Annotated in this window: 11 protein-coding genes; 8 read left to right on the top strand and 3 right to left on the bottom strand. The window is 68.7% G+C overall.

Annotated features, from left to right (window positions below):
• Window positions 1-51 precede the first annotated feature (51 nt).
• The 5 genes from LEL84_RS06675 (at window position 52) to LEL84_RS06655 (ending at window position 5,614) form a co-directional block, all read left to right on the top strand.
• A complete protein-coding gene (locus LEL84_RS06675) occupies window positions 52-1,911 on the top strand; it encodes a pyruvate kinase (RefSeq protein WP_226513640.1) in 1,860 nt (619 codons plus the stop codon).
• Between the two features lie 54 nt (window positions 1,912-1,965).
• The gene (gene recO, locus LEL84_RS06670) at window positions 1,966-2,769 is read left to right on the top strand and encodes a DNA repair protein RecO (RefSeq protein ID WP_055475472.1); all 804 of its coding nucleotides are present in this window, start codon (window positions 1,966-1,968) and stop codon (window positions 2,767-2,769) included.
• Entirely contained in the window at window positions 2,750-3,571 is an 822-nt protein-coding gene (locus tag LEL84_RS06665) for an isoprenyl transferase (protein WP_137810278.1), read from the top strand. The genes recO and LEL84_RS06665 overlap by 20 nt, the downstream gene beginning before the upstream one ends.
• The gene (locus tag LEL84_RS06660) at window positions 3,568-3,978 is read left to right on the top strand and encodes a hypothetical protein (protein ID WP_226513639.1); all 411 of its coding nucleotides are present in this window, start codon (window positions 3,568-3,570) and stop codon (window positions 3,976-3,978) included. Before LEL84_RS06665 ends, LEL84_RS06660 begins: the two co-directional genes overlap by 4 nt.
• Before the next feature lie 418 nt (window positions 3,979-4,396).
• Entirely contained in the window at window positions 4,397-5,614 is a 1,218-nt protein-coding gene (locus tag LEL84_RS06655) for an IS110 family transposase (protein ID WP_226513638.1), read from the top strand.
• Window positions 5,615-5,779: 165 nt separating this feature from the next.
• Here LEL84_RS06655 and LEL84_RS06650 read toward each other — a convergent pair whose 3' ends face one another.
• From LEL84_RS06650 to LEL84_RS06640, 3 genes are all read right to left on the bottom strand, one after another.
• Entirely contained in the window at window positions 5,780-6,208 is a 429-nt protein-coding gene (locus LEL84_RS06650; protein WP_058252074.1) for a Fur family transcriptional regulator, read from the bottom strand.
• Window positions 6,205-6,579 (bottom strand): ArsR/SmtB family transcription factor, encoded by a 375-nt coding sequence (locus tag LEL84_RS06645; RefSeq protein WP_226513637.1) that lies wholly within the window; start codon window positions 6,577-6,579, stop codon window positions 6,205-6,207. The genes LEL84_RS06650 and LEL84_RS06645 overlap by 4 nt, the downstream gene beginning before the upstream one ends.
• A gap of 86 nt (window positions 6,580-6,665) precedes the next feature.
• On the bottom strand, window positions 6,666-8,204 hold the full coding sequence (locus tag LEL84_RS06640) for a M28 family metallopeptidase (protein ID WP_226513636.1): 1,539 nt from the start codon (window positions 8,202-8,204) through the stop codon (window positions 6,666-6,668).
• 193 nt (window positions 8,205-8,397) lie between these two features.
• Between LEL84_RS06640 and LEL84_RS06635 the strand changes: the two genes are divergently transcribed.
• The 3 genes from LEL84_RS06635 to LEL84_RS06625 all read left to right on the top strand — a co-directional run bounded on the left by LEL84_RS06635 (window position 8,398) and on the right by LEL84_RS06625 (window position 11,714).
• Window positions 8,398-9,783, top strand: coding sequence for a glycine--tRNA ligase (locus LEL84_RS06635; protein ID WP_004023004.1), 1,386 nt, complete (start codon window positions 8,398-8,400; stop codon window positions 9,781-9,783).
• Between the two features lie 136 nt (window positions 9,784-9,919).
• Complete coding sequence (locus tag LEL84_RS06630; RefSeq protein WP_058252071.1) at window positions 9,920-10,405, top strand: cold-shock protein; 486 nt, start codon at window positions 9,920-9,922, stop codon at window positions 10,403-10,405.
• Window positions 10,398-11,714: a deoxyguanosinetriphosphate triphosphohydrolase gene (locus LEL84_RS06625; RefSeq protein ID WP_226513635.1), complete on the top strand. Its 1,317-nt coding sequence runs from the start codon at window positions 10,398-10,400 to the stop codon at window positions 11,712-11,714. The genes LEL84_RS06630 and LEL84_RS06625 overlap by 8 nt, the downstream gene beginning before the upstream one ends.
• Window positions 11,715-11,738 lie beyond the last annotated feature (24 nt).

Raw genomic sequence — 11,738 nt, 5'->3', positions numbered from 1 at the left:
GGCGGCGCCGCCTCGCCCCGACCGTTCACCTGGGTCTGACACGGTGGCCGGATGGGTAAACCCGTCGTCATGTCGATCCCCGAATTGTCCTCGGCCCTGCACGAACTGCGGGACGACCTCGATCGCGCCGAGGAGCAGGCCGCCTCGCTCATCGCTGCGGTCGCCGACCAGCACCGGGACAGCGCCCGCAACCTCGTGCACTACGTCGCGGTGCGACGCCGCGATCTGCGTCCGCTGCAGGAGTCGATGTCCGCGCACGGACTGTCGAGTCTCGGCCGGATGGAGTCGATCGTCTATTCGTGGATCGAGACGGTCATCGAGACGCTGGACGCCCTGGTCGAGGGGCGCACCCGGCATCCGATCTGGGGTGACCTCGCGGGCGGGGTGCGGACCCTGACGCGTAATCGCGACCGGCTCCTCGGGCGCGTGCATCCCGGTGGCGGCGATGACGCCATCGTCGACGGACCCGGTGACGAGCACGGCGAGCGGGCCACCCGTGTGATGGTCACGATGCCGACCCAGGCCGCCGACGACCCCGACCTCGTCCGCGCCATGGGTGCCGCCGGAATGGACGTCGCGCGGGTGAACTGCGCACACGACGGCCCGGCCGAGTGGGCGCGGATGATCGAGTCGGTGCGTGCTCTACCCGGCCGGGTGCGGGTGGCGATGGATCTCGCCGGTCCGAAGTTGCGCACCGGCCCGCTCGAATCGGGACCGAAGGTGATCAAGGTCAAACCGGTCCGCGCCGACGATGGCACCGTCGAACGGCGGTCGCGGGTGCGGCTCAGTGCCGCACCGTTCGATCCCGGCGCACGCCTGCCCGACGGCATCGACGCGGTCATCCCGGTACGCGCACTCGCCGACGTCGTGCAGGGAGACCGGTTGCGCCTACGGGACGCTCGTGGTCGCCGACGGCGACTCGAGGTGGTCGCGGTGTCCGAGGCGGGGATCGACGTCGAATGCGATCGCACCGTCTACTACGAGACGGGTACGCCGATCGGGTTGTCGGGCTCTGCCGACGCCGCTCCGATCGTCGTCGACGATCTGCCCGAGAAGCGTCAGCATCTGCTCGTGCGCACCGGTGACGAGATCCGGTTGCAGCGCGACCTCACGCCGACACCGGCGACCCGGACCGGGCCGCATCGGATCGGATGCGAGCTCGGGGACGCCTTCGACGACGTCGAGGCGGGCCATCGGGTGTTGTTCGACGACGGCAAGATCGCCGGGCGAGTGCGGGAGAAGCTCGACGACGAGATCGTGGTCGACGTCGAGCGTGCCGCGCCGGGTGGGACGAAACTCCGCGCCGAGAAGGGCATCAACCTTCCGGACACGACGCTGCACATCCCGGCGCTCACCGCGTCGGACCGCGATGACCTCGAGTTCGTCGCGGTACATGCCGACATGGTGAACTGCTCGTTCGTCCGTTCCCCGGAGGATGTGGCCGACCTCATCGACGAACTGAACCGTCGCGGTGCGTCCGATGTGGGCATCGTGCTGAAGATCGAGACCAGGGCGGCCTTCGGGTCGCTCCCGCAGATGCTGCTCGAGGCGATGCGCTGGGACGCGGTCGGGGTCATGATCGCTCGCGGCGACCTGGCCGTCGAGGTCGGGTTCGGCCGGCTCGCCGAAGTGCAGGAGGAGATCCTCTGGCTGTGCGAGGCCGCGCATGTCCCCGTCATCTGGGCGACACAGGTGCTCGACGGACTGGCCAAGAAGGGCGTGCCGTCCCGGGCCGAGGTCACCGACGCCGCGATGAGCCGGCGCGCGGAGGGCGTGATGCTGAACAAGGGGCCTTATATCGTCGAGGCCATCGAGGCGCTGACGTCGATCCTCGACCGGATGGGTGGTCATGTCGAGAAGAAGCGCTCGCTGCTGCGGCCGCTGACCTCGTTCGACATCGATCCGGGGTAGGCCGGCGGGCATGTCGGGGCACGTCGTGTCGGTACCCGGTGGGAGAATGTCCCGGTGAGGTTCTACCGGGATGAGGCCGTCGTGCTGCGCCAGCACAAGCTGGGCGAAGCCGACCGCATCATCACGCTGCTCACCGCCGAGCACGGTCTCGTGCGCGCGGTCGCCAAGGGCGTGCGGCGGACGCGGTCCAAGTTCGGCGCCCGGCTCGAACCCTTCGCTCACATCGACGTACATCTGTACCCCGGCCGCAGCCTCGACGTGGTCACCCAGGTCCACAGCCTGCACGCCTTCGCCGACGCCATCGTCGCCGACTACGGGCGCTACACCACGGCCTGCGCGGTCCTCGAGACCGCGGAGCGGCTCGCGGGTGAGGAACGAGCGCCCACCCGTCAGCTGCACCGGCTGACGGTCGGGGCGTTGGCCGCGCTGGCCGACGACCGCCGGCCGCGAGAACTGATCCTCGACGCCTACCTGCTGCGCGCGATGTACAGCGCGGGCTGGATGCCGGCGCTCGAGGAGTGCGCGCGGTGCGCGACACCCGGCCCCCACCGCGCTTTCCACGTCGCCGCCGGCGGCGCCGTCTGTCTGCCGTGCCGGCCACCCGGATCGGCGACCCCCTCGCCCGGCGTGCTCGACCTCATGGAGGCCCTGTTCCGCGGTCGGTGGGATGAGGTCGTCGACGCCACGCCGTCGCTGCGTCGACAGGCCAGCGGACTCACCGCCGCGCATCTGCAGTGGCATCTGGAACGCCAGCTCCGAACCCTGCCGCTGATCGAACGCACCGCCCCTCATAGGCTGATGGAGACGGGTGTGGACACGGGCGTGAGGAGGGTCGACGATGGCGTTGCGGCCGGGTAGTTCGGCGAAGGGACGCAAGGCCGCGAGCCTCCGGACGGATGTCCGTCCCCCCGATCCGCATCCGAGCGGTGCCCGGCCCCCGGCGATCCCCGCGGAGTTCGTGCCCAAGCACGTGGCGCTGGTGATGGACGGGAACGGGCGCTGGGCCACCGACCGCGGGTTCCCGCGCACCGAGGGGCACAAGCGCGGCGAGGCCGTGTTGATGGACACCGTCTGCGGCTGTATCGAATTGGGGGTCGGCTGGCTCTCCGCCTACGCGTTCTCCACCGAGAACTGGTCGCGCAGCCCCGACGAGGTGAAGTTCCTCATGGGCTTCAACCGCGACGTCATCCGCCGTCGACGCGATGAGATGCACGAGATGGGCGTCCGGGTGCGCTGGGCCGGACGCCGACCCCGGTTGTGGCGCAGCGTGATCCGGGAACTCGAGATCGCCGAGGAGATGACCCGCGACAACACCGTCATGACGCTCACGATGTGCGTCAACTACGGCGGTCGTGCCGAGATCGCCGACGCCGCACGGGAGATCGCGCGACGCGCGGCGCGCGGCGAGATCGACCCGGAGCGCATCTCGGAGTCGACCTTCGCGCGGTACCTGGACGAGCCGGACATGCCCGACGTCGACCTGTTCCTGCGTCCGTCGGGGGAGCAGCGGATCTCGAACTTCCTGCTGTGGCAGTCGGCGTACGCCGAGATGGTCTACCAGGAGAAGCTCTTCCCGGACTTCGACCGGCGTGACCTGTGGGCGGCCTGCCTCGAATACGCATCGCGCGACCGGCGATTCGGCGGGGTGAAGCCGTCGTGACCGACGCCGCCGCGCTCCTCGACCGGACCGCGCAGATCGTCGCCGAACTCGGTCCCGTCGACCGACCCGACGCCGACTCCCTCGTCGTGCAGGTCGGTCCGACGCGTGCCTCCATCCGCGTGCTCACGCTGGCCGACGGGCTCGACGTGCTGGCCCTGACGCAGATGGTCGCGATGGACCTGCCCAACACGCCGACGCTCCGGGACGACGTCGAGGCGTGCGCCGCCCAGCTCAGCTTCGGCAGCCTCCGACGCTCCGATCGTGTGGGGGTCACCACGGATGTGTTGCAGTACTACACGTTTCCCGCGAGCCAGCTCGACGACGTGCCGCTGCTGACGGTTCTGCACATCGTCCTCGCCGCCGGTGTCGACGCCGCCGAACGGCTGGTGGGCCCGGCTTCTGCTTGAGTCTGGCGATGTCGGATCCCGCTCCCTGAGGACTGAGAAGCGTTGAGCACGACCAATGCTCACTGAGGCGTTGAGCGCGACCTATGCTCCCTGAGGTGCGCGCGAAGCGAGCCACGAAGGGCCGCAACGTGTCTCGCCAGGACCCTAATGGGGGTGGATCGGCGTCCTGCAGGGGATGCTGGTTTGTGTGAGCCTTCCCGGCCGGTGACCACTCCGAGACCCTGAAACGGTGTCGGATTTCTACACGAAGACCGTGGCCCGGCCGGGTAAGGATCACCCGCTAGAACGCTTCTGGGATGTCGTGCCCCCTGAACCATGTGGGGTGAGCACTGATCCATTAGGCCGCGTCAAGGGTGATCACCCCAAGGTTCACACCGACGATCGATCGAGACGACCGAAGACGAGGTGAACGACCGACATGATCTGTGTGGGCAACGACTGGGCGTCGGATCATCACGACGTGTGCGTGATGGATGAACACGGCACCACCCTGGCCACCCGCCGACTACCCGAGAACGCGGCCGGCGTGACGGCGATGCATGACCTGCTCGCCCGGTTCGCCCACGACCCCTCTGAGGTGGTGGTGGGGATCGAAACCGATCACGGCATGTGGGTCGCCGCCCTGGTCGCCGCGGGCTATCAGGTGTATGCGATCAACCCGTTGTCGGTGTCGCGGTACCGCGACCGCCACCATGTCGGGGGCACCAAATCCGATAAGGCTGACGCGAAAACGCTGGCTGATCTGGTGCGGACCGACCGGCACAATCATCGATTGGTCGCCGCCGACACCGTCGAGGTCAAGGCGATCACGGTGATGGCCCGTACGCATCAGAATCTGGTGTGGGCGCGCTCAGCACAACAGAACGTGTTGCGCGCTCAACTGGGCGCCTACTATCCGGCCGCGGTCGATGCCTTCGGCGGCGACCTCGCCCACAAAGACTGCCTGGCGGTGTTGCGTCGCGCTCCCACCCCACGACAGGGAGCGGCACTGACGGTCGCGGCGATTCGATCAGCTCTGAAAAAGGTTGGCCGCCAACGCAATACCGATACCCGTGCCCGCGAGATCCAGCAGGCCCTGCGTGGGGGCGGTCATCTGAGCGCACCGGAGGCACTTACCGCAGCGTATGCGGCGACCGTGACCGTGACGGTGAACATGCTGACGACGCTCAACACCCAAATTGATCAACTGGAAACCAGTATGGCCCAGTCTTTTAGAGCGCATCCGGACGCCGAGATCTACCTGTCCATGCCCGGAGTCGGTGACATCACCGGCGCCCGGATGCTTGGCGAGTTCGGGGACGACCCCGAACGCTATGCCACCGCCAAGTCTCGCAGAAACTATGCCGGCACCTCACCACGGACCATCGCCTCAGGCAAAGGGCACGTCGTGCTGGCCCGCCATATCCGCAACACCCGCCTCAACGCCGCCGCCATGGCGATGGCGCAAAGCGCGCTGACCGGCAGTCCCGGCGCCCGCGTCTACTACGACAGCCTGCGAGATCAGAAGAAGTCCCACCCCCAAGCCTTGCGTGCGCTCGCCAACCGGCTCATCGGCATCCTCCACGGCTGCCTCAAACACCGCACCCTCTACAACGAACACACCGCCTGGAACCACCGCGCCAACCTCGCCGCTTGACACCTTGCACCCCTGGGATGTCTTCGTGGCTCGTCGCTAGCGCTCCTCGCACCTCAGGGAGCAGAGGGAGGGGCATCGCTCGCACGCCACAGACCAGCGGTGTGTGGTTCTTTCGGATCAGGGACCAGTGGGGTGTGGTCTTTCGGATCAGGGGGCGCTGAAAGCTCAGTCCTTCTCGGCGGTTCGGCAGTCCCCACAGCGCCCGAAGACCTCGACGGTGTGGTTGATGTCGGTGAAGCCGTGCTGGGCGGCGATCTTCGCGGCCCAGCGTTCGACCGGTTCGGCCTGGACCTCGACGGTGGTGCCGCACTCCCGGCACACGAGATGGTGGTGGTGTCCCGACGAGCAGTGGCGGTATCGGGTCTCACCGGAACCGTCCCACAGGACATCGATCTGCCCGGCCTGGCTCAGCGCCTGCAGATTGCGGTACACCGTCGTCAGGCCGATGGATTCGCCCCGGGCCTTGAGAATCTCGTGCAGCTCCTGCGCGGAGCAGAAGTCCTCGGTGCCGGCCAGGGCGTCGGCGATCGCAGCGCGTTGGCGCGTCGACCGGATGCCGGTGACCGGCTGCGGGCCCGATGCGACGCCACTCATTCGTTCACCGCCCGGGACGCATCGGACGGCACGGCGCGGCCGTCGGTGGTCTCGTTCGCGTGGATCAGCGCATCGCCGACGATGTGCGCGACGTGGTCGTCGAGGAGTTCGTAGGTGATCTCACGACCGTTGCGCTGGCCCCGCACCACACCGGCGTCCTTGAGCACGCGCAGGTGCTGGCTGACCAGTGGCTGACTCAGGCCCAGGTGCCCGACGAGTTCGTGGACGCACTGCACCCGCTCCCGCAGGGACAGGACGATGGCGACGCGAGTGGGAGAGGCGAGGGCGCGCAGGAGGTCGGCGGCGGCTTCCCGCGCCGCGGCATCGGCCGTCTCGATCGGTCCGGGCCCGTCCAACGGTTGCGTCGACATCGCGCTCCTCTCGCCTGGCTCGCGCCACTGATCCGGCCATTCTATCGGAAATGGTTTTCAATCCATGCCACCGGTGTCGCCGCTGGTCAGCCCTCGTCTGCACGTCGGCGCTCGGCCGGCGGCGGGACCCCGTCCGCACCTGCGGTCGACAACGCGTAGGTTGCGACCGCGGACGCGACCGCAGCCGAGTTGACGCCCAGCAGGTCGGTGTTCAGGTTGTCGAGGGTGTCGCGCGCGGTGTGATAGTCGGGGTCGAAGGGTTTGCCGGCCCGGCCGCCCCACATCTTCGCCTGCGCTTCGTCCTTCTCTGTTTCCGCGCCGGTGAACACCCCGCCGGAGGGGATGCCCACCGCGATGAACGGGCCGTAATCGGAACGGCCGTCGAAGTCGTCGGGGGCGAGGGGGATGCCGCGATCGGCGTAGAACTTCTCGAAGGTCCGCTCGATGCCCCCGGAGCCGTCCGGGCCGGGGCCGGCTCCCTGACGCTCGGAGTCGTCGCCGTCGTACGTGAAGTACCCGCCGTTGGGTGAGGCGAGCATGTCGAAGTTCAGGTAGAGGGCCACCGCCGTACGCGCGGCCGGGTCGAGTCCCCGGACGTACTCGGTGGAGCCCACGAGCCCGTCCTCCTCCGCGCCCCAGAACGCGAATCGCACGCGGTGCGGGACCCGCGGCGACGACCCGAGTCGCAGAGCCGTCTCGAGCACGGCCGCGGAGCCGCTGGCGTTGTCGTTCATGCCGGGTCCCTCGGCGACGCTGTCGAGGTGTGCGCCGGCCATGACGACGTCGTCGCCGGAGCCCGTCCGGGTCTCGGCGATCAAGTTGCGCGTGGTGATGCCGGTGGTCTTCGCCTCGACCGCAAGCGCGACCGATCGCGCCGACCGCACCCGATCGGCGTCGTCGCCCGCGATGCCGAGGACCGGGATCCCCGGGCGGTCGTCCGGCCCCAGGGTGGCGCCGGTGAGCGGGCCGGGTTCGTTGTTGACCATGACGACCCCGACCGCGCCGGCCGACTCCGCGTTCCGTGCCTTGTCGGCGAAGGTGCAGGTTCCTCGGGTGATGACGGCGATCGCACCACGCGTCGTGGCCGGAAAGTCGGTGCTCGCGCATCCGAGGCCGTTGACGGCGACCGGGGCCCCGGTGACCGGGGTGTCGCCGGTTCCGGCCGAATACTCGACGACGCGGGTGGCGACCTTCAGGCCGTCGGCGGTGAGGCTGACCGGACCGGCGTCGAAGCGCTCGTACTCGACGGGCGGCGTCGTCACGTCGAAGCCCGCCGTGCGGAGGAGCCCGGCGACGTAGTCCAGCGAGTCGTCGTACCCGGGTGTGCCGGCCGCGCGGTTGCCGCCGTTGTTGTCGGCGATCTGGGCCAGTGCGCGAACGTGCGCCATCACGTTGTCGAGGGTGACGGCGTCGGCCAGCGCGGCCGGGGTGACCTCGTCGATCGGCGGTTCGGGAGAGGGCGTCGACACCGGCGCCGACGAGGGTCGCTCGGGCTCGGCGGGCTGCTCGGACGAACACCCCACGGCCAGTGCCAGTGTCAGTGCGAGGCCGGCCGAGGCGAGGACCGGCCGACGCCCGCGGGCCGATGGGGGGACGCCGACGCGTCGTCGTATGCGAACGATCACCCTGCCACTCTGGCAGTTTCCGTCCGTGCATGTGGGTCCGACGGGTGCACCGTTGCCGGTGGTTTCGGGAAACGGCACACGTGCTCGGTAGTCTGTACGGGTTGCCGCCCGCATCTGGTGGATGCACGTCGAGCACCGAGCGTCAGCACGACCGTCCCAGCCGAACACCTCAACCCGTGGAGAGCAGTTAACCGTGGCCGCCCAGTCCAATGTGGAATCCGTCGTCAACCTCGCCAAGCGCCGGGGCCTGGTGTACCAGTGCGGTGAGATCTACGGCGGTACCAAATCGGCGTGGGACTACGGCCCGCTCGGCGTCGAACTGAAGGAGAACATCAAGCGGCAGTGGTGGCGCACGATGGTCATCAGCCGCGAGGACGTCGTCGGCCTTGACTCGTCGGTCATCCTGCCGCGTCAGGTGTGGGAGGCCTCGGGCCACGTCGAGGTGTTCACCGACCCGCTCGTCGAGTCGCTGCACACCCACAAGCGCTACCGCGCCGACCATCTCATCGAGGCCTACGAGGCCAAGCACGGGCACCCGCCGGCCAACGGTCTGGCCGACATCAACGACCCGGAGACCGGGCAGCCCGGCAACTGGACCGAACCCAAGGCGTTCAGCGGTCTGATGAAGACGTTCCTCGGGCCTGTCGACGACGAAGAGGGTCTGCACTACCTGCGTCCCGAGACCGCGCAGGGCATCTTCGTGAACTTCAAGAACGTGATGACCACCGCGCGCAAGAAGCCGCCGTTCGGCATCGCGCAGATCGGCAAGAGCTTCCGCAACGAGATCACACCGGGCAACTTCATCTTCCGCACCCGTGAGTTCGAGCAGATGGAGATGGAGTTCTTCGTCAAGCCGGGCGAGGACGAGGAATGGCACCAGTACTGGATCGACCAGCGCTTCGACTGGTACGTCAACCTGGGCATCGACCCGGAGAACCTGCGGCTCTACGACCACCCGAAGGAGAAGTTATCGCACTACTCCAAGCGGACCGTGGACGTGGAGTACAAGTTCGGGTTCACCGGCAACCCGTGGGGTGAGCTCGAGGGTGTCGCCAACCGGACCGACTACGACCTGTCCACCCACAGCAAGCACTCGGGGGAGGACCTGTCGTTCTTCGACCAGGCGTCGGGTGAGCGCTACACCCCGTTCGTCATCGAGCCGGCGGCCGGCCTGACCCGCTCGCTGATGGCCTTCCTGTGTGACGCCTACACCGAGGAGGAGGTGCCGAACGCCAAGGGCGGCACCGACACTCGGACGGTACTGCGGCTCGACCGCCGGCTGGCCCCGATCAAGGTCGCCGTGCTGCCGCTCTCGCGCAACGAGAAGCTCTCGCCGAAGGCCCGCGACCTCGCCGCCGAACTCCGCAAGCACTGGAACGTCGAGTTCGACGACGCACAGGGCATCGGCAAGCGGTACCGCCGGCAGGACGAGATCGGCACGCCGTTCTGCGTGACGGTCGACTTCGACACCCTCGACGACCAGGCCGTCACGGTGCGCGAACGGGACACCATGAGCCAGGAGCGGGTCGCGCTCGACAAGGTCGCCGAGTATCTCGGCGGCAAGCTGCTCGGCGCCTGATCCTGCTCCCGGCCGCGCGGGCCGGGTGTTCACGATTCCGCCTGACCTGCGGATGTCTGTCACAATCGATGACGAGTTGTCGCGTGGAGTAGGGCATGGGGTCCGTCGTGCGCGCGACGAGAGAGTGAGTGGAGTCGTGTCTGTCAGCGGGAAAGTCGTTCATTACGACGCGAATCGAGGATTCGGGTTCTTGGCGCCGGAATCGGGCGGCGCCGATGTGTTCCTCCACATCAACGACATCGACATCGACGAGAACTCGTTGAAACCGGGTGCCAAGGTGTCCTTCGACATCGAGGAGACCGACCGCGGTTCCAAGGCCGTCAACGTCGCGGTGACCGAGGCCGCGCCGGCCGACGACACCGCCGGCGCACGGGCGCACCGCCGCGACGAGCACCACGGCCGCGACCGTGATCGTGGGGACCGGGGCGACCGCGGACGTCACGACGACCGCGGCAGTCGTCGTCCGCGCGGCGGGGGCGGCTCGCTGGACGCCGCCGCGTTCACCGAAGAGCTCACCGAGCTGCTCCTCGACGCCGACGGCGCCCTCACGGCTCGTCAGATCGTGGCGATCAGGCAGCGGGTCACCGACTTCGCCGTCGCCCGGGGCTGGGTGCTTGACTAGCACCCGACAGGGTCCCGAGACGGTCGGGCATGTGCTCCCGACGGTGGCAACCTATGGCGACGAGGCCGTCGAGCGGTTCGTGCCCGAGGGCGCCAAGGTCGCGAGCCTGCCCGGCACCCGGACCGACCATCGAAGCGACTTCGCGCGGGACCGTGCGCGGGTCCTGCACTCGGCCGCCCTGCGCAGGCTGGCCGACAAGACGCAGGTCGTCGGTCCGCGCGAGGGCGACACGCCCCGTACCCGGCTCACGCATTCGCTCGAGGTCGGGCAGATCGGCCGGGGGATCGCCATCGGTCTCGGCGCCGAACCCGACCTCGTCGAACTCGCCGGACTCGCCCACGACATCGGGCATCCGCCCTACGGACACAACGGCGAACGCGCGCTCGACGAGGTGGCGGCGGACCACGGTGGTTTCGAGGGCAACGCCCAGAACCTGCGCATCTTGACGCGGCTCGAACCCAAGCTGCTCGATGCCGACGGGCGCAGCGCCGGCCTCAACCTCACCCGCGCGTCGTTGGACGCGACCCTGAAGTATCCGTGGACCCGACGCACACCCGGAGGTAAGTTCGGCGCCTACGACGACGATGCCGCCATGCTGGCGTGGATTCGTCGGGAGGCGCCCGGGACCCGACAGTGCGTCGAGGCCCAGATCATGGACTGGTCCGACGACGTGGCGTACTCCGTGCACGACCTCGAGGACGGCGTCATCGGTGGCCGGATCGACCTGCGGACCCTCGGCGATCCGCAGGACCAACGCGCGCTCGCCGACATCGGCGCCAAGGAATTCCCGGGTCTCGACCCCGAGGCCCTCGTCGACGCCGCCGCCCGCCTGCACCGCATGGACATCGTGCGGTCGGTGGGTGTCTTCGACGGCACGCTCGACTCCTACGTCGCACTCAAGAGGTTGACCAGTGAGTTCATCGGCCGCTTCGCGTCGGCCGCGATCACCGGCACCCGCGAGGTGGTCGGCGACCGGCCGGTCTCGCGCTACGACGCCGACCTCGAGGTGCCGGAACTCATCGCCGCCGAGGTGTCGATGCTCAAGACCCTGGCACTGCGCTTCATCTTCTCCAACGAGCGGCACAAGGCGACGCAGCGTCGTCAGCGGGAACGCATCCACCGGGTCGCGAACTGGTTCGCCGAGGCGGCGCCCGGGGGCCTGGACCCGATCTTCGTGCCGTGGTGGAGCGCCGCGTCCGACGATGCCGCCCGCATGCGGGTCATCGTCGACCAGATCGCGTCCATGACCGAAGGCCGGCTCGAGCGCACCGACAAGCACAATTCGGGGGCCCAGGCGCATCTGGGGTAGGCCGGGCGTGGTCGACGAAGTACC

The organism is Gordonia sp. WA4-43, assembly GCF_020520305.1.
Lineage (GTDB): Bacteria > Actinomycetota > Actinomycetes > Mycobacteriales > Mycobacteriaceae > Gordonia > Gordonia hongkongensis.
The sequence above is the reverse complement of the archived record's forward strand: the minus strand, read 5'-3'. Positions and strand labels throughout refer to the sequence as shown.

Bases quoted from the DNA above. Each gene is read 5' to 3' on its own strand.
- LEL84_RS06645 (WP_226513637.1), bottom strand. From the start codon at position 6,579: ATGTCGACGCAACCGTTGGACGGGCCCGGACCGATCGAGACGGCCGAT.
- LEL84_RS06655 (WP_226513638.1), top strand. From the start codon at position 4,397: ATGATCTGTGTGGGCAACGACTGGGCGTCGGATCATCACGACGTGTGC.
- LEL84_RS06675 (WP_226513640.1), top strand. From the start codon at position 52: ATGGGTAAACCCGTCGTCATGTCGATCCCCGAATTGTCCTCGGCCCTG.
- LEL84_RS06650 (WP_058252074.1), bottom strand. From the start codon at position 6,208: ATGAGTGGCGTCGCATCGGGCCCGCAGCCGGTCACCGGCATCCGGTCG.
- LEL84_RS06665 (WP_137810278.1), top strand. From the start codon at position 2,750: ATGGCGTTGCGGCCGGGTAGTTCGGCGAAGGGACGCAAGGCCGCGAGC.